Annotated in this window: 13 protein-coding genes and 1 pseudogene; 4 read left to right on the top strand and 10 right to left on the bottom strand. The window is 72.0% G+C overall.

Annotated elements, in window-relative coordinates; genetic code table 11:
- Position 1: 1 nt before the first annotated feature.
- On the top strand, positions 2 to 742 hold the full coding sequence (locus ABZ490_RS27605) for a sirohydrochlorin chelatase (protein WP_358995283.1): 741 nt from the start codon (positions 2 to 4) through the stop codon (positions 740 to 742).
- A gap of 31 nt (positions 743 to 773) precedes the next feature.
- Here ABZ490_RS27605 and ABZ490_RS27600 read toward each other — a convergent pair whose 3' ends face one another.
- Together ABZ490_RS27600 and ABZ490_RS27595 are read right to left on the bottom strand one after the other, a co-directional pair.
- Positions 774 to 1,784 carry a 2-dehydropantoate 2-reductase gene (locus ABZ490_RS27600; RefSeq protein ID WP_358995280.1) on the bottom strand — a complete coding sequence of 337 codons (1,011 nt, stop codon included), beginning with the start codon at positions 1,782 to 1,784 and terminating at the stop codon, positions 774 to 776.
- A gap of 63 nt (positions 1,785 to 1,847) precedes the next feature.
- Positions 1,848 to 2,396: a DUF1697 domain-containing protein gene (locus tag ABZ490_RS27595; protein WP_358995277.1), complete on the bottom strand. Its 549-nt coding sequence runs from the start codon at positions 2,394 to 2,396 to the stop codon at positions 1,848 to 1,850.
- Positions 2,397 to 2,607: 211 nt separating this feature from the next.
- Here ABZ490_RS27595 and ABZ490_RS27590 point away from each other — a divergent pair, with 211 nt between their 5' ends.
- On the top strand, positions 2,608 to 4,860 hold the full coding sequence (locus ABZ490_RS27590) for an MMPL family transporter (protein WP_358995274.1): 2,253 nt from the start codon (positions 2,608 to 2,610) through the stop codon (positions 4,858 to 4,860).
- Between the two features lie 72 nt (positions 4,861 to 4,932).
- Here ABZ490_RS27590 and mgt read toward each other — a convergent pair.
- The 4 genes and pseudogenes from mgt to ABZ490_RS27570 all read right to left on the bottom strand — a co-directional run bounded on the left by mgt (position 4,933) and on the right by ABZ490_RS27570 (position 9,211).
- Positions 4,933 to 6,178, bottom strand: a pseudogene (gene mgt, locus ABZ490_RS27585) (macrolide-inactivating glycosyltransferase).
- 14 nt (positions 6,179 to 6,192) lie between these two features.
- A complete protein-coding gene (locus tag ABZ490_RS27580) occupies positions 6,193 to 7,470 on the bottom strand; it encodes a sugar ABC transporter substrate-binding protein (protein ID WP_358995271.1) in 1,278 nt (425 codons plus the stop codon).
- Positions 7,470 to 8,303, bottom strand: coding sequence for a carbohydrate ABC transporter permease (locus ABZ490_RS27575; RefSeq protein ID WP_358995267.1), 834 nt, complete (start codon positions 8,301 to 8,303; stop codon positions 7,470 to 7,472). The genes ABZ490_RS27580 and ABZ490_RS27575 overlap by 1 nt, the downstream gene beginning before the upstream one ends.
- Positions 8,300 to 9,211 carry a sugar ABC transporter permease gene (locus ABZ490_RS27570; protein ID WP_358995264.1) on the bottom strand — a complete coding sequence of 304 codons (912 nt, stop codon included), beginning with the start codon at positions 9,209 to 9,211 and terminating at the stop codon, positions 8,300 to 8,302. The genes ABZ490_RS27575 and ABZ490_RS27570 overlap by 4 nt, the downstream gene beginning before the upstream one ends.
- 139 nt (positions 9,212 to 9,350) lie before the next feature.
- Between ABZ490_RS27570 and ABZ490_RS27565 the strand changes: the two genes are divergently transcribed.
- Positions 9,351 to 10,214, top strand: a complete 864-nt coding sequence (locus tag ABZ490_RS27565) for an aminoglycoside phosphotransferase family protein (protein WP_358995261.1) — start codon at positions 9,351 to 9,353, stop codon at positions 10,212 to 10,214.
- A gap of 7 nt (positions 10,215 to 10,221) precedes the next feature.
- Here ABZ490_RS27565 and ABZ490_RS27560 read toward each other — a convergent pair whose 3' ends face one another.
- The 4 genes from ABZ490_RS27560 to ABZ490_RS27545 form a co-directional block, all read right to left on the bottom strand.
- Positions 10,222 to 10,947, bottom strand: a complete 726-nt coding sequence (locus ABZ490_RS27560) for a 3'-5' exonuclease (RefSeq protein ID WP_358995258.1) — start codon at positions 10,945 to 10,947, stop codon at positions 10,222 to 10,224.
- Positions 10,948 to 11,078: 131 nt separating this feature from the next.
- Positions 11,079 to 12,317 (bottom strand): SAV2148 family HEPN domain-containing protein, encoded by a 1,239-nt coding sequence (locus tag ABZ490_RS27555; protein ID WP_358995255.1) that lies wholly within the window; start codon positions 12,315 to 12,317, stop codon positions 11,079 to 11,081.
- A gap of 102 nt (positions 12,318 to 12,419) precedes the next feature.
- A complete protein-coding gene (locus ABZ490_RS27550) occupies positions 12,420 to 13,739 on the bottom strand; it encodes a copper amine oxidase (protein WP_358995252.1) in 1,320 nt (439 codons plus the stop codon).
- A gap of 60 nt (positions 13,740 to 13,799) precedes the next feature.
- Positions 13,800 to 14,612: a Tat pathway signal sequence domain protein gene (locus ABZ490_RS27545; protein WP_358995249.1), complete on the bottom strand. Its 813-nt coding sequence runs from the start codon at positions 14,610 to 14,612 to the stop codon at positions 13,800 to 13,802.
- 193 nt (positions 14,613 to 14,805) lie between these two features.
- Here ABZ490_RS27545 and glgX point away from each other — a divergent pair, with 193 nt between their 5' ends.
- Positions 14,806 to 16,914, top strand: coding sequence for a glycogen debranching protein GlgX (gene glgX, locus ABZ490_RS27540; protein ID WP_358995246.1), 2,109 nt, complete (start codon positions 14,806 to 14,808; stop codon positions 16,912 to 16,914).
- Positions 16,915 to 16,992 lie beyond the last annotated feature (78 nt).

Genomic DNA, 16,992 nt, shown 5'->3' with positions numbered 1-16,992 from the left:
GATGCGCACCGGGCCGGTCCTCCTCGTCGTCGCCCACGGCAGCCGCGATCCGCGGCACGCCGCGACCGTGCACGCCCTCGTGCGGCGGGTACGGTCGCTGCGGCCGGGGCTGCGCGTGGAGACCGGCTTCCTGGACTTCACCCTCCCCTCCGTGCAGGGGGTGCTGGAGTCCCTGGCGGCCGAGGGCGTACGCGACGTCGTCGCCCTCCCGCTGCTGCTCACCCGCGCCTTCCACGCGAAGGCGGACATCCCGGCGGTCCTCCGGGACGCGCCGCCGCAGCTGCGGATCCGGCAGGCCGAGGTGCTCGGCCCGTCGCCGCTGCTGCTGCGGGCGCTGGACCGGCGGCTGTACGAGGCGGGTCTGACGCCCGCCGACCAGTCCTCGACCGGGGTCGTGCTGGCCTCGGCGGGGTCCACGGACCCGGAGGCGATCGCAGTGATCGCAGCAATCGCGCGGGAGTGGCGGCACACCGGTTGGTGCGCCGTGCGGCCTGCGTTCGCCTCCGCATCCCTGCCGCGCACCGAGGACGCGGTGCGTGAACTGCGCGAGCTGGGCTGCGCCCGCGTCGCCGTCGCGCCGTACGTCCTGGCGCCCGGCCGCCTCCCGGACCGCATCGCCCGCGGCGCGGCCGACGCGGACGTCCTGGCGGAGGTCCTGGGCCCTGCGCCCGAGGTGGCGCGACTGCTGCTGGACCGCTACGACGCGGCACGGGTGCCGGCCCTCGCGGCGGTCGGCGCCTGAACGGCCGGCCGGGGCGTGCGCGCGGCGCCGCTCAGCCGCCGACGGTGTCGGCCAGGCGGACCAGGTCCTCCACCGGCAGCGCACCCGGCCCCTTCCGCTCCCGTGCGGATGCGTTCGCCAGTCGCTGGAGGAGTTCGTTCAGCGGGGTCGGTACGCCGTGCTGGCGGCCGAGGAGGACGATCTCGCCGTTGAGGTAGTCGGCCTCGATGGTGCCGGCGCCCCGGCTCAGGGACTGCCAGGAGGAGCCGCCGCCGCGCGGGACCCCGTCGAGGGGGACGAGGGTGACCTTGTCGCCGCGTACGGCGCGCTGTTCCTCGGGGCTCGCGTGCGCGATGCCCGCCGCGTCGAGCACGGCCGCGCCCTCCGCCCGGACCCGGGCGAACAGCGCCTCGGCCCGCTCGTCGCCGGCCAGGCCGCCGGTCACCGCCTCCAGGGCGTTGCCCAGGTTGGACAGCAGTTTGGCGTACTGCCAGCGGGCCACGTCCTCGACGACCGGGGCCTCGAAGTGCGCCTTCTCCAGGTCGGCGGCGATCCGGCGGACGGTGTCGTCGGTGCCGTGCGGGTGGCGGCCGAGGTGGAGGATGCCGGTGAGCGGGCTGCCGGCGGCGGAGACGACACCGGGTTCGACATGGGTGGAGGGCAGCCAGACGCAGACGCCGTACACCTGCCGGAAGCGGCGCAGGGCCAGGCGCTGGCTCTCGACCCCGTTCTGCGCGCAGACCAGCGGCAGCCGCTCGGCGGCCGTGCCGCCGCCCTCGACCGGGGCCGGGCCCCAGGTGGCGAGGGCCGCCTCGCTGTCCTGGGTCTTCACGGCGAGGACGAGGACGTCGTCGGCGCGCAGGGCGCCCAGTTCCGTCGGTCCGCCGACGACGGGCAGCCGCTGGGTCAGCTCGCCCTGCGGCACCCTCAGCCGCAGCCCGCCCTCCCTGAGCGCCGCCGCGTGGGCGCCCCGGGCGACCAGGACGACCTCCTGTCCGGCCTCCGCCAGCCGTCCGCCGACGGTGCCGCCGACCGCCCCTGCCCCGATGATGATGTAGCGCATGGGACGAGCCTCGCACAGACGGCGGCGCGGTCGTACGTCCGGATGATCAGATCACCGGCCGGTTCACGATTCCGTCATCTCCACCAGCTTCAGCACCGTGTTCCAGTTCCGGGTCGTCGCCACCAGGCCCTTGGTGAAGCGCGGCCTCGACAACAGCTCCGCGAGCTTGGAGCGGCCGAGGCCGTCGGGGGTGTGCAGGTACAGCGCGCGGTCGCCGAGGCGGAACTCCTCGGGCAGGTGGGCGGCCGGGTCGATCTCCGCGAAGCGCTCGGCGCCGACGGGCGCGGAGAAGTACGTGACGTGGAGCTGCTTGGGCTGGAGGCCGGCGGCGGGGAACGGGCAGGCCTCGGCGATCGTCCTCAGGTACGCGTGGTCGCGGACGAGGACGTCGACGTCGAAGCCGAACTCCTTCGCGATCGTCGCGGCCAGTTCGGCGGCGAGGCGCTCCTCGTCGCCGTGGGCCGAGGAGAACACGGCCTGGCCGCTCTGGAGGTAGGTGCGCACGTCGCCGTACGCGAGCCCTTCCATGAGGGTGCGCAGGCCGGCCATCGGGAGCTTCCTGGCCCCGCCCACGTTGATGCCGCGCAACAGGGCCGCGTACGTCGTCGTCATGTCCCTCAGCCTAGGGTCGGCCCCCGAGAACGCACGATAGATGTAGGGGCCCACCTCCTCCCCTGCGGTGAGTCCGCCCGCTCCGAGGGGAGGACCCCGGCGGCCCGGACTTCACCGGGCAGCACGACGAGAAGGCTTTATCCGCCCCATACCTTCGAATCGAAAGGTGGCGGCAGGGGGCTGTCACCGCTCACGAGGGGGCAGGCCCGTCATGGCACATGGAGATACGCGGGTACGGGGCCTGGCGGCCCGGGCCGGCGGCTGGAGCGCACGCCACCGATGGGCCGCCGTCGGCATCTGGGTGCTGTTCGTCGTCCTGGCCATGGGCATCGGGTCCGCGATGGGCACGGTCGAGGTCAAGGACAGCGACCAGCTGAAGGGCGAGACCCACACCGCGGCGCAGATCATCGAGGACGCGGGCATCGAGGAGCCGGCCGGCGAGACCGTGCTCGTCCAGGCGAAGGACGACTCGCTCCAGGCCACCGACCCCGAGTTCCGCTCGGCGGTCGCCGCGATCGTCACGGCCGTGGAGGGGACCGGCAAGGTCACCGACGTGTCCTCGCCGTACGACACGGACACGATCTCGAAGGACGGGCGCAGCGCGCTCGTGCAGTTCGACATGCGCGGTGACTCCGACACGGCCGGCGAGCGGGTGGAGCCGGTGCTGAAGGCGGTCGCCGGGGTGCAGAAGGAGCACTCCTCGCTGCGGATCGAGGAGATCGGCGGCGCCAGCATGATGAAGACGTTCGACGACGCGTTCGGCGACGACTTCCAGCAGGCCGAGTTCTCGGCGGTGCCGGTGGCGCTGGGCATCCTGCTGATCGCGTTCGGCGCGCTGGTCGCCGCGCTGCTGCCGGTGGCGCTCGCGCTCACCGCGATCATGGCGACGACCGGTCTGATGGCGATCGTCAGCCACGTCCAGCCGATGGACGACACCGCCAGCTCGGTGATGCTGCTGGTGGGTCTGGCCGTGGGGGTCGACTACTGCCTGTTCTATCTGCGCCGGGAGCGCGAGGAGCGGGCCGCGGGGCGGGACGCGGGGACCGCGCTCAGGATCGCGGCGGCGACCAGCGGCCGGGCCGTGATCGTCTCCGGTGTCACGGTGTGTGTGGCGATGGCGGGCATGCTGTTCACCGGGCTCGCCGGGTTCGAGGCGATGGGCCTGGCCTCGCTGATGGTGGTGGCGGTCGCGATGGTCGGTTCGGTGACCGTGCTGCCCGCGCTGCTGTCGCTGCTCGGCGAGCGGGTGGAGAAGGGCCGTCTGCCCTTCCTGAAGCGGCGTCGCGCGCGCACGGTCGACGAGGGCAGCCGGTTCTGGTCCTTCGTCCTCAAGGGCGTGCTCGCCAAGCCCGTCGTCTCCGTGGTGGTCGCGGCCGGCGCGCTGCTGGCCGTCACCGCTCCGGCGCTCGGCATGAAGACGCAGAACCTCACCCTGGACCAGGAGTTCGGCGACTCGCTGCCGATCGTGCAGACGTACAACCGGGTCAACGAGGCCTTCCCGGGCGGTTCCGAGCCGGCCACCGTCGTCGTCAAGGCGGACGACATCAACTCCTCCGAGGTCAAGGACGCGCTCGCGCGGTTCAAGGCGCAGGCGGTCTCCTCGGGTGCCTCGCGCGGCCCGGTCGAGATCAAGCTGCACGACGCGCAGAACGTCGCGTTCGTCTACGTCCCGCTGGTCGGCGGCTCCGACCAGGACAAGGCGGGCGCGAGCCTGGACACCCTGCGCGACGAGGTGCGGCCGGCCACGCTCGGCAAGGTCGACGGGGTGCAGGCGCCGATCACCGGTCAGGTCGCGGGCAACCAGGACTTCAACGACCAGCTGGTCGGCTCGGTCGTCCCGGTCTTCGCCTTCGTCGTGGTCTTCGCCTTCCTGCTGATGCTGCTCTCGTTCCGCTCGCTGACGGTCGCGATCACCTCGATCGTGCTCAACCTGCTGTCGGTGGGGTCCGCCTACGGCATCCTGGTCGCCGTCTTCCAGCACGGCTGGGGTGCCTCGCTGGTGGGCGCGGAGGGGGTCGGCGCGATCATCACCTGGCTGCCGCTGTTCCTCTTCGTGATCCTGTTCGGTCTGTCGATGGACTACCACGTGTTCGTGGTGTCGCGGATCCGTGAGGCGCGCATGCGGGGCCGCAGCACGAACGAGGCCATCCAGCACGGTGTCGTCACCACGGCGGGGGTCGTGACCAGCGCCGCCGTCATCATGGTCGCCGTGTTCGCGATCTTCGGGACGCTGTCCATGCAGTCCATGAAGCAGATGGGCGTGGGCCTCGCGGCGGCCGTGCTGATCGACGCGACGATCATCCGGGGTGTGCTGCTCCCGGCGGTGATGGCGCTGCTCGGCGAGCGCAACTGGTACCTGCCCGGCTGGCTGGGCTGGCTGCCGGACCTGACGCACGACGAGTCGCCGGAGGCCGTCGCGGGCGGGGCCGCGCGCGACGACGAGGGCGAGCGGCTGCCCGTCTGATCCCGGCTGCACGATCCGAGGGCCCGTCGGTCACAGGGGAACCGACGGGCCCTCGGTGTGTGTCCGCGCGGACTACCGGCGCCGGGCGGCCAGTTCGGCCTCGATGAGGTCGGCGGCCCGCCGGGTGCCGCCCTCCTCGGCCATCTCCGCCCGGACCCGTCGGAGCCGGCGGGCGACCTCGGGGTCGTCGACGAGCGCGAGGGCGGCCTCCCGCAGCGCCTCGGCGGTGGCCTCCTCCGTGTCCAGCCGCCGCGCCACCCCCAGCCCGGTCAGCATGTCCGCGTTGCCGAACTGGTCCACGGCCTGCGGTACGGCGATCATCGGTGTCGCGGTGGCCAGTCCCTCCTGGCTGCCGCCCGCGCCGGCGTGCGTGACGAAGAGGTCGGCCTGCCGCAGGACCGCCGGCTGCGGGACCCACGGGTGCACTTCGACGTTTCCCGGTACGGCCCCGAGGTCGTCGGCGGTCACATGCCGGCCGACCTGGAGGACCAGGTGCCAGCCCGGCAGTTCGCCGAAGGCGCGCACGCACTCCCGGTAGAAGGCGGGCCTCTTGGTGAAGGACGAGCCGAGCGAGACGAGGACGACCTTCTCGGCTCCGGCGGGCCGGGTCCACTCCCCCTCGGCCGCGCGGTCCCCCTGGCAGGCGCCGACGAAGCGGTACACGCTCGGGTCGACCCGGTCGGCGTGCGGCTGGAGCGCCTTCGGGATCAGGACGATCGAGCGGTCGGGGCGGCCGACGAAGGCGTCGGGGTGCCGGGTGATGCCGTTCTCCTCCAGCCAGGCGTGGAAGCGGGCGTAGTAGGCCTTGCCCCGGGGGGTCTGCCGGGGTTCCGCCCACATCGGTTCGGCGACCTCCTCCTCGTACCCCTCCCAGGCCACGAGGTTGGGCGAGAGGGAGATCGCGGGGACGCCCCAGCGGTGGGCGAGGACGCGGGCGGGGTAGGCGGTGATGTCGTACAGGACGAGGTCGGGGGTGTCCCCGTCGTAGGCCTCGACGAGCTGAGGCAGGGCCTGGACGGCGTCGTCGAGGAAGAGTTCCACGTGGTCGAGGAGGGTGCTGCCCCAGGCGGCGGGGTCGTCGTCGGGCGAGGGCAGGGTGGAGTGCCAGGGCCGGACCTCGGCGCCGGTGGCGGCGGCCTTCTCGGCGAGGGCGGGCGGAACGGCGTAGGTGACCCGGTGGCCCCGCGCCACGAGTTCGCGGATCACCTCCAGGCTGGGGTTCACATGGCCGTGGGCGGCGATGGAGAACATGGCGACATGGGCGCGACTTGTCATGCCGACGAGGCTAGGCGAGACGATACGTCTCGTTCAATCGAATTACGGCGGTGCCGGTCAGCGCTGGTAGCGGGCGAGCACGAGGTTGCCGTCCCGCTCCAGCCGGGTGCGCAGTCCGTCGAGGTCGAGGGCGCCGCTGTAGTACTCCTGGAAGGCCGGAGTCGCGACCTTGTCCTTCCACTCGGGATAGCCGCGCACGGACTGCGCGGGCGCCGGGACCAGGTGGGCGGCGAGGGCGGTACCGGTCGCCCAGCCGTCCTTCGCGGTGTGCAGGGCGGGGTCCTTCAGGGCCTGGGTGCCGGTGGGCAGCATCCAGTCGCCGAGCGCGAGACGGACCATGTTCGCGGGCCGGAGCAGGAAGTCGAGGAACGCCACGGCCTCCTTCTTGTGCGGGCTGTCCTCGGCCACGGACAGGGTCTGCGGGCTGACGCCCTGGGCGAGTCCGCCGTCACCGGCCGGGGCGGGCAGCACCTGCCAGTCGAAGCCCTTCGGCGCCTGCCGGGCGATCTGCTGGCGGTAGGAGAAGCCGAGCGGGACCATCGCGTACCTGCCGCCGAAGAAGCCGGGCAGGGTGTCCGAGCCGCCGCTGCCCAGCGTCGAGGCCGGTGCGCTGTGGTCCACGTCGACCTGGTCGTGGACGGTGCGCGGCACGACCTCGTCGGCGGCCTCGAAGCGCACGGTCACCCTGCCGTCCGCGCCCCGGTGGAAGAGCCGTCCACCCGCCGACAACGACAGGTTGAGCGTGGCGGAGACGGGCTCCTTGAGCGGCCAGGCGACACCGTACCTGCCGTCGCCGCTGAGTTGCTTCGCGACCTGTCTGAACTCGGCCCAGGTCCAGGGGTGTTCGGGAGTGGGGATGCGCACGCCGGACTCGGCGAGCCGGGTGGCGTCGGCGATCAGTACGCGCGGCTCCTGGAGGAACGGCACGCCGTAGACGCCGTCGCCGAACGTGGTGGTCTCCCAGCTGCGCCGCGGTATGTCGGACGTGAGCCGCGCGGGCAGCAGACCGGTCAGGTCGGCGAGGTAGCCGCCGTGGGCGAAGTCCGCGAGGTCGTCGGAGGCGTCGTGGATGATGTCCGGAGCCTCACCCCCCTCGAAGGAGGTGAGCAGCTGGTCGTGGACGCTGTCCCAACTGCCCTGGACGTACTCGACCTTGACGTCGGCATACGTGGCGTTCCACTCCTGCACCAGCTTCTTGGTGGCGGCGACCGACTCCTGCTGCCAGGCCAGGGACTGGAAGCGGAGGGTGATCGGACCACCGGTGCGGGACGACGAGGCGCAGCCCGCGAGCAGCAGGAGGAGGGCGACGAGCGCCGGGGTGATCCTGGTGCGCATCAGCTCTTCACCGCCCCGGCGAGCATGCCGCCCGTGATCCGCCGCTGGAGGAGCGCGAAGACGACCAGGGAGGGCAGCGTGGCCAGGAACGCGGCCGCCGCCAGCGGTCCCAGGTCGGCCACGCCCTCCGCCCCGATGAAGTGGGTGAGGACGACCGGCAGGGTCTGTTTCTCCGGTGTCTTCAGCAGCACCAGGGCGAAGAAGAACTCGTTCCAGGCGGTGACGAAGGCGAACAGCGCGGTCGCCACGATCCCGGGCGCCAGCAGGGGTGCCGTCACCGACACCAGCGTCCGCAGCCGTCCCGCCCCGTCGACGGCCGCCGCCTCCTCCAGCTCGACCGGCACCGCCCGGACATGGCCGACGAGCATCCACAGCGCGAACGGCAGCGCCCACACCACGTACACCATCACCAGCCCCGGCAGGGAGTCGATCAGCCGCAGGTTCTTCAGCACCAGGAACAGCGGGATGATCACCAGCACGAACGGGAAGGCCTGGCTGACCAGCACCCATCCCGTGGCGGCCCGGGACAGCGCCGAGCGGCGGCGGGCCATGACGTACGCCATCGGGGTCGCCAGGAGTACGGCGATCAGCGCGGCTCCGAGCGCGGCGAGCAGGGAGTTGAGGCCGGCACGCAGCAGGGGCTGCTCGTCGAAGGCCTTCCGGAAGTTGGCCAGGGTCGGGTGCCGTGGGATCCAGGTGGGGTGCAGACTGCCCAGTTCGGTCGGGGACTTGAAGGCCGTGGAGAGCAGCCAGAGGAGCGGGAAGGCCAGGAGGGCCAGGTAGGCGAGCAGGGCCGCGTACTGGCCGACGCGGACGCCGGTACGGGTCTTCACACGTCCTCACCTCCTCGCAGCCGGCCCACCAGGAAGACGGCCAGGAGCACCGCGATCACCGCGACCAGCGCACAGCCCATCGCCGCCGCGTACCCGAACTGGCCGTAGCGGAAGGCCTCTTCGTAGGCGAACAGCATCGGCAGCCGGGTCTTGCCGCCGGGGCCGCCGCTGGTCAGCACGTAGACCAGGGCGAAGGAGTTGACGTTCCAGATGAGGTTGAGCGCGGTGATCGCGAGGGCGACGGGCCGGAGGGCGGGCCAGGTGACCGTGCGGAAGCGGCGCCAGGCGCCCGCGCCGTCCACCGCCGCCGCCTCATGGAGTTCGCGCGGGGTGTTCTGCAGCCCGGCGAGCAGGGTGACGGTGGTCTGGGGCAGGCCCGCCCACACGCCGACGACGATCACCGCGGGCAGGGCGGTGCCGAGTCCGCCGAGCCAGTCCCGGCCGTCGCCCAGGCCGAGGTCGCGCAGGGTCTCGTTGAGGAGGCCGGCGTCCGGCTGGTAGACCAGCCGCCAGATGATGCCGACGACGACCTCGGGCATCGCCCAGGGGACGATCGCGAGCGCGCGGGCCAGCCACCGCAGGCGTAGGTCCTGGTCGAGGAGGAGGGCCAGGCCGAGGGCGAGCAGGAACTGGGGCACGGTCACGCCGACCGCCCAGACGAGGCCGATCCGGAACGACTCCCAGAAGAGGGTGTCGTGCAGGAGGTCCTGGAAGTTGAGGGCGCCGATCCACCGGGTCGCGGCGGTCCGGCCCGACTGCGCGTCGGTGAACGCCAGCAGGATCCCGTAGAGCAGCGGGCCGGCGCTGAGGACGAGGAGGGGGATCAGGGCGGGCAGCACGAGGAACCAGGAGCCGCGATCAAGGGCGCGGCGCGAGGGCCGCCGCCCGGCCTCCGGCACTCCTGTCACGGAATCACCCCCTTTGCCCGACCCGATTGGCGTGTTCATGGTCGGAAAGGTCCGGCATCCCGTCAAGGGCGCGCGCACCGGGCCCGGCCTGGGGGAATGCGAGACTGGCCGGAATCGACCCAGGACACGGAGGCGGACGGTGGACGAGGCAAGGGCGCGGGACGTACTGGCCGAAGCGGGGGTGCTGCCCCCTGCGGCGGGGGCCGCGCGGCTCCTCGCCCTGGGGGAGAACGCGGTGTTCGCCGCCGGTGACCTGGTGGTGAAGGTGGGCCGGGACGCCGAACTCCTCGACCGGGCGCGGCGCGAGCTGGACATCGCCGCCTGGCTGGCGGAGGCCGGTGTCCCCGCCGTCCGCGCGGCCGAGGCGGAGCCGCTGCTGGTGGAGGGGCATCCGGTGACGGTGTGGCACCGGCTGCCCGATGCCGTACGGCCCGCCGAGCCGCGGGATCTGGCCGAACTGCTGCGGTCGGTGCACGCCCTGCCCACCCCCTCCTTCGGTCTGCCGCCCCGTGATCTGCTGTCCGGGGTGGAGCGCTGGCTGCGGCTCGCCGGTGACGCGATCGACCCGGCGGACGCGGCGTATCTGCGCGAGCGCCGCGACGGCTTCGCGGCGGCCGCCGCCGCACTGGTCCCCCGGCTGCCGCCGGGCCCGATCCACGGCGACGCGCTGCCGCGCAACGTGCACGTGGGCCCCGACGGTCCGGTCCTGGTCGACCTGGAGACCGTCTCGGCGGATCTGCGGGAGCACGATCTGGTGGTGATGGCCCTCTCCCGCGACCGCTACGGGCTGCCCGCCGACGCCTACGACTCCTTCACCGCGGCCTACGGCTGGGACGTACGGGAGTGGGCGGGCTGTGCGGTGCTGCGCGGGGCCCGGGAGACGGCGAGCTGTGCCTGGGTCGCCCAGCACGCTCCGGCCGACCCCCAGGCCCTGACGGAGTTCGGGCGCAGGGTGGCGTCGCTGCGGGACGGGGACGCGGCCGTGCGCTGGTATCCCTTCTGAGCGCGGGTCAGACGGCGGGGCTGTCGGCCGGCTCGCGGACCGGCCAGGTGCCGTCCACCACGGCGTCCGTCTCGCCCTTGCGGCGCAGGAAGCTCTGGAAGTCCGCCGCCCAGTCCGCGTACCACTCGATCTGGCGGCGGTGCAGCTCCGCCGGGCCGAGGGCGCCGATCTTGGGGTGGCGGACGGCTATCGCGCGGGCCAGCCGGGCGGCGGCGAGGGCGTCGGCGGAGGCGTCGTGGGCGGAGTCGAGGGTGACGCCGTACTCGGCGCAGACCGCTTCGAGGTTGCGCTTGCCGCGGCGGTAGCGGTCGGCCCAGCGGTCGATGGTGTACGGGTCGACGACCGGCGCCGGATCGAGTCCGCCGAGCCGGTCGCGCAGGGAGGGCAGGCCGTGGCGGCGCAGTTCGGCGGAGAGCAGGGTCAGGTCGAAGGTCGCGTTGTAGGCGACGACCGGGACGCCGGTGCGCCAGTAGCCCGTGAGGACGTCGGCGATCGCGTCCGCGACCCGGTCGGCGGGGGCGCCCTCGGCGGCGGCCCGCTCGTTGCTGATCCCGTGCACGGCGACCGCGTCGGCCGGGATCTCCACGCCCGGGTCCGCCAGCCACTCCTTGCGTCCGAGGACCTGTCCGTCCCCGACCTCGATCACGGCGCCCGTGACGATGCGCGCCTCGCGCGGATCCGTCCCGGTCGTCTCCAGGTCGAAGCCGACGAGCAGCTCCCGGTACCAGGCCATGACGGCCCCCCTTCTCGGTGGTGCTTTCCCCCTGTGGCCTCCACCTTCGCACGGGGCACTGACAATCACGGGGCCGCGTCGCGCCCACCACTCCCAGGGGGCATCCCGGACCGGCGGAATACGGTGACGAATCAGGACACGGGGCGCGAATCAGCCCAGGCCAGCTCGAACTCCTCGCGGTAGGCCGCGAAAAGACCCCCTTCGTCCACCTCGCCCGGCTTGACCACCCGGTTGCCGCCGCGCAGCACCAGCACCGGCGCCTCCATGCCGCGCATGCGCCGCAGATAGGACTGGACGACCGCGACGCCGTCGGTGCCGTCGCCGTCCACGAGGTAGGCCGTGAAGCGGGGCGTCTCGTCGTACACCTGGATCTGGAAGGCGCCCGGGTCGCGCAGCCGGGAGCGGACCCGCCGCATATGGAGGATGTTCATCTCCACCGAGCGGCTGAGTTCGCCCCGTTTCATCCCGAGTTCGCGCTCGCGGCGCTTGACCGCGCTGGAAGCCGGGTTGAGGAAGAGCAGCCGGACCCGGGCACCCGCCTCGGCGAGGCGGACCAGCCGGCGGCCGGAGAAGTTCTGCACCAGCAGGTTGAGGCCGATGCCGATGCCGTCGATACGGCGCGAGCCGTCGAAGATGTCCTCGGCGGGGAACTGGCGCAGCAGCCGGACCCGGTCGGGGTGGACGGCGACCACGTCCGCGTACCGGTCGCCGACGAGGTCCTCGACCGCGTCCACCGGCAGCCGGCGCGCGGACGGCACGTCGCCGCCGGTGCCGAGCATCTCAAGGAGCCGCGCAGAGGCCCGCTCGGCCTGGCCCAGGACGGCCTCGGAGAGCGCCCGGTTGCGCGAGACGACGTTGCGGGTCACCTCCAGCTCGTCCAGGGCGAGTTCGACGTCCCGGCGGTCGTCGAGGTAGGGCTCGAAGCACGGCCAGTGCTGCACCATCAGCTCGCGCAGCTGGGGCAACGTCAGGAAGGAGATGACGTTGTCGTCGGCCGGGTCGAGCAAGTAGCCCTTGCGACGGCTGACTTCACGGACCGCGACGGCGCGCTGCACCCATTCCTGGCCTGCGGGTCCGGCCGCGGCGACCACCCATTCGTCGCCGTGGACGGGTTCGTAGATGGGCCGCAGCACGGCGGCCACCACGGCGCGCAGCCGCTGTTCGACGAGGTTCAGCCATATGTAGGCCCGGCCGGCCCGCTGGGCGCGGGTGCGCACCTCGCGCCAGGCGTCGGCGTCCCAGTCCAGCTCCGGGCCGATGGCGTTGGTCTCCATCGGCCGGGCCAGGGACACCGTTCCGGGCGGGACGTCTGTGGAGTTCCCCTCGTGACCCTCGTCACCAGGGGGCAGCTCCAGCCCTCCCGAGCCCACCCAAGCACCGCCTTCCGCTCCCCCGAGCTCTCCCCGTCTCAACGATCAAGGAAGGGTACTCCGGGACCGGTCGGCGGTGCAGCCGGATGGGCAGGTCGTTTCTCAACCGCCGTTGCGCGGGATGCCGTTCTCGTCCTTGAGCGCGGACGGTGTGAGCGGATTCATGGCCGTGACGTCCCGGGGGGCGATGGAGAAGCCCTGCCAGTGGACCGGCATGGGCTGCTGGTCCTCGTCACGGGCGATGTGGTGGAAGCCCACGTTCACCCAGACCACGGGGTGCTTGAGGGTCTGCCCGTTCACCCACCCGTCGACGGCCTTCGGGTGTCCCGTACCGCAGTTGAGGGGGTTGTTGCTGGCATACATCTCGCACTTGTTGTACTCGGTGAAGTAGACGTCGTGCTTGGTGAAGCTGCGTCCGGAGTACTTGGTGGTGGCGCCGGGGACGAGTTCGTAGCTGCGCGCGTGCCCGTCCTTGTTCTTGCCGGTGGCGCTGACCACGCGCCACCAGCGCATGTTCTTCGCGTCGCCTGCGAGTTCCTTGGTGACGGCCGTGCGGGTGGTCTTGTTGGTCGGGCCCTGCTGGCCGCTCGCGGGTGCGCTGACCTTCGAGTCGTACTGCTCGATCTTGGTGGCGGAGGAGCCGTCGAGGCCGAAGTCCAGCCGCCAGAAGACGTTGTGGCTGTGGCTGGTGGCCTTGGCCTGGGCGCCCTTGCCTATCGGCCAGCCGCGGCCGTCGCCGGCGTCGTAGTCGAAGGGCGAGAGGCTGCCGGTGGCGCCGACGTTCATGTTGACGGTGCCGTCGTCGGAGAAGCGCCACTCGGTCATGTACTCGTACCAGCCGACCTTGTTGACCGTGTAGATCAGCAGGTCCTTGCCCTGGGCCTGGTAGACCTTGTTGTTGTCGGCCTGCATGCGGTAGGCGTGGCCGCGCGAACGGGTCGTGGTGCACATGCCCTTGACGTTCGAGTCGGCCGGGGCGGTCTCCGGGACCTTGATGGTCTTGATGGTGCCGCCGGGGCACTCGGCGGGCTTCAGGTTGACCAGCCCGGAGCCGAAGTTGTAGTCGGTGACGTCGTTGTACTCGTTCTTGCCGTCGTCGTAGGGCACATGGATCTGGGCGATCTTGGCGCTGTTGAGGACGCGGATCGGCTTGGTCTCGCCGGGCGGCTGGTAGGAGACCTTCTCCAGGACGAGCCCGGACTTGGCCTCGTAGCGCCAGCACATGCGCCAGGTGGTGCCGGTGGAGAGCTTCTGTTCGATGCGGTAGGCGGCGGAGCAGTCGGCGGCGGCCGCCGCCGCGGGCGCGGCCTTCGGCTGGGCGACGGCGGGGCCGGCCCCGGCGGTCGCGCCGGCGGCCAGCGCGGCCAGGGACAGGCCGAAGGCCGCCCCCTTCTGGGTACGGCTCATTCTGATGACGCGCATGAGGACATGACTCCCTGACAGGAGATGACGGGTGGGAAGGGTGGAGAGGTGCGGGCGGTGTCAGCCGTTGAGCTTGACGACCTTGCCGGCGCTGAGGTCGATCACGAAGGCCCGGGCGTCGATCCAGGGACCGTTCTTCACCTTCGGCAGCAGCCGTACGCAGCGATGCTCGCCGCACTTGTCGAGTGCGGCCGGCTGGGCGCCCGGCACCGAGCGGTAGATCATGCTGGAGAGCTCCAGCTGATCCGGGGAGGTGAGCTCCTTGCCGGTGGCGTCCTTGTAGTCGGCCTTCATGCCGGAGCCGAGCGGGTCGGCGATGAGTACCCGCGCCGCCTCGTTCTGCTCGTCGGGGCTCAGCGGCGGCTGGACGCCCCGCTGGGTCCCGGTGTTCTCCACCTTGCCGGTGTCGAGGTTGACGGTCTTGGTGACGACCGTGTCGGTCTTGTAGTCGTAGAACGTGACGTCGGCGCGCCGGGGCGCGTCCGGGTCGTCGAGTTCGCCGGCGTCGGGAGCGGCGAGCTCCACGCCGAGGCGCTGCGGGCCGCGCTCGCCCTCGACGTTCTGTGCGGCGTTGAACGCCTGCCGGCTGAGTGCGACGCTCTCGGCCCGTTTCATCTCGTCGTCCGTGAGCGGGTCGCTGCCCTTGCCCTTCTCGCCCTCGTCGGGCGCGGCCTCGACCACACCCGCGGGCACCGAGCCGCCCGCCGCGTCGGCCGCCGTCTGCCCGGCGCTCTGCCCGGTCCCGCCGCCTGTCTTGTCGTCCGCCCCCGCCGTCCCCGGCAGGGTGATCGCGACCATCACGGCTGTCGAAGCCACTGCGATGGCCGTACCCGCCACCACCTTGCCCAGGTGGCGGCGCACTGTCGTGCGCACAATTGCCCCCTACTCCCCCTGTTGCCGGGAGTACGTCTGTCTGCCCCACTGAATGCGGCACGCGCCGTATGACCGGCGTATGCACTGGTCGACAGGTAAGAGGGCAGTAAGTCGAAGGCGGTTCCATCAGTTTCCGCGAGACTCGGGCGCGAAGGCGCCCCCGGCTCGGCGGCACACCTGAAAGAGTCGGTTCATGCAGGTCTGGCCTGGAGAGGCGTACCCCCTCGGCGCCACGTACGACGGCGCCGGCACGAATTTCGCGGTCTTCACGGAGGCCGCGGACCGAGTAGAGCTGTGTCTGCTGCACGACGACGGCTCGGAGACGGCGGTGGAACTGCGGGAGAGCGACGCGTTCGTCCGGCACGCGTATCTGCCGGGCGTGATGCCCGGCCAGCGCTACGGCTTCCGGGTGCACGGCCCGTACGACCCCGCGCGCGGGCTGCGCTGCAACTCGGCGAAGCTGCTGCTCGACCCGTACGCGAAGGCGGTCGCCGGCGCGGTCCGCTGGGGCGAGGAGGTGTACGGGTACCCGTTCGGCTCCCCCGAGCGGCGCAACGACCTCGACTCCGCGCCGCACACCATGACGTCGGTGGTGGTCAACCCGTACTTCGACTGGGGCGACGACCGGCCGCCGCGCACCGAGTACCACCGCACGGTGATCTACGAGGCCCATGTGAAGGGGCTGACGATGCTCCATCCGGGGCTGCCCGAGGAGCTGCGCGGCACCTACGCGGGCCTCGCGCACCCGGCGGTGATCGAGCATCTGACGGGGCTCGGGGTGACGGCGCTGGAGCTGATGCCGGTGCACCAGTTCGTCAACGACCACCGGCTGGTCGACATGGCCCTGAACAACTACTGGGGCTACAACACGATCGGCTTCTTCTCCCCGCACAACGCCTACGCCTCCTGGGGCGACCGGGGCCAGCAGGTGCTGGAGTTCAAGTCGGCGGTGCGGGCGCTGCACGAGGCGGGCATCGAGGTGATCCTCGACGTGGTCTACAACCACACGGCCGAGGGCAACCATCTGGGCCCGACGCTGTCCTTCCGGGGCATCGACAACCAGAAGTACTACCGGCTGGCCGACGACGCCCGCTACTACACGGACACGACCGGCACGGGGAACTCGCTGCTCATGCGGTCGCCGCACGTCCTCCAGATGATCATGGACTCGCTGCGGTACTGGGTGACCGAGATGCACGTCGACGGCTTCCGCTTCGACCTCGCGGCGACGCTCGCCCGGCAGTTCCACGAGGTGGACCGGCTGTCGTCGTTCTTCGACCTGGTCCAGCAGGACCCGGTCGTCTCCCAGGTGAAGCTGATCGCGGAGCCCTGGGACGTGGGCGAGGGCGGCTACCAGGTCGGCAACTTCCCGCCGCTGTGGACGGAGTGGAACGGCAAGTACCGGGACACCGTGCGCGATCTGTGGCGGGGCGAGCAGCGCACCCTGGCGGAGTTCGCCTCCCGGCTGACCGGTTCCTCCGACCTCTACCAGGACGACGGCCGCCGTCCGCTGGCCTCGATCAACTTCGTGACCTGCCACGACGGGTTCACCCTGCACGATCTGGTGGCGTACAACGACAAGCACAACCAGGCCAACGGGGAGGACAACCGGGACGGCGAGAGCCACAACCGGTCCTGGAACTGCGGCGCGGAGGGCGAGACCGAGGACACGCGGGTGCTGGCGCTGCGGGCCCGGCAGATGCGCAACTTCGTCGCCACGCTGCTGCTGTCCCAGGGCGTGCCGATGATCAGCCACGGGGACGAGTTCGGGCGGACCCAGCGGGGCAACAACAACGCCTACTGCCAGGACAGCGAGCTGGCGTGGGTGCACTGGCCCGCGGAGGGCAGCGGGCTGCTGGACTTCACCCGCGCGCTCACCCGGCTGCGCCGCGAGCACCCCGTCTTCCGGCGGCGGCGCTTCTTCCACGGGCGGCCCGTGGAGGGCACCCACGACGAGCTGTCGGACATCGCCTGGTTCACCCCCGAGGGCGGGGAGATGACCCAGCGGGACTGGGAGCGGGCGCAGGCCTCGGCGCTGTCGGTGTTCCTCAACGGCAACGCGATCTCGGAGCCGGGTCCGCGCGGGGAGCGGATCGCCGACGACTCGTTCCTGCTGCTGTTCAACGCCTCGCCCAAGGAGCTGGAGTTCGTGGTGCCGGTCGACCACGGGCGGCAGTGGCAGGTCGTCGTGGACACCGCCGACCCGGAGCCGGTGGCGCCGGGCGCGGGCCGCAAGGTGCAGGCCGGGGACCGGCTGACCCTGACGGACCGGAGCATGACGGTCCTGCAGCGGCCGGCCTGACCCCACCGGGTGCCCGCGGCCGGCCCGACCCCACCCGGTGGTTCCGGTGACAGGAAAGCGGGCGGGGCGGGTACGTAG

Source organism: Streptomyces sp. NPDC005811 (assembly GCF_040630405.1).
Lineage (GTDB): Bacteria > Actinomycetota > Actinomycetes > Streptomycetales > Streptomycetaceae > Streptomyces.
The sequence above is the reverse complement of the archived record's forward strand: the minus strand, read 5'-3'. Positions and strand labels throughout refer to the sequence as shown.

Coding starts and splice junctions, on each gene's coding strand:
- ABZ490_RS27560 (WP_358995258.1), bottom strand. CDS start 10,947: ATGGCCTGGTACCGGGAGCTGCTCGTCGGCTTCGACCTGGAGACGACC.
- ABZ490_RS27580 (WP_358995271.1), bottom strand. CDS start 7,470: ATGCGCACCAGGATCACCCCGGCGCTCGTCGCCCTCCTCCTGCTGCTC.
- ABZ490_RS27605 (WP_358995283.1), top strand. CDS start 2: ATGCGCACCGGGCCGGTCCTCCTCGTCGTCGCCCACGGCAGCCGCGAT.
- glgX (WP_358995246.1), top strand. CDS start 14,806: ATGCAGGTCTGGCCTGGAGAGGCGTACCCCCTCGGCGCCACGTACGAC.
- ABZ490_RS27550 (WP_358995252.1), bottom strand. CDS start 13,739: ATGCGCGTCATCAGAATGAGCCGTACCCAGAAGGGGGCGGCCTTCGGC.
- ABZ490_RS27595 (WP_358995277.1), bottom strand. CDS start 2,396: ATGACGACGACGTACGCGGCCCTGTTGCGCGGCATCAACGTGGGCGGG.
- ABZ490_RS27590 (WP_358995274.1), top strand. CDS start 2,608: ATGGCACATGGAGATACGCGGGTACGGGGCCTGGCGGCCCGGGCCGGC.
- ABZ490_RS27600 (WP_358995280.1), bottom strand. CDS start 1,784: ATGCGCTACATCATCATCGGGGCAGGGGCGGTCGGCGGCACCGTCGGC.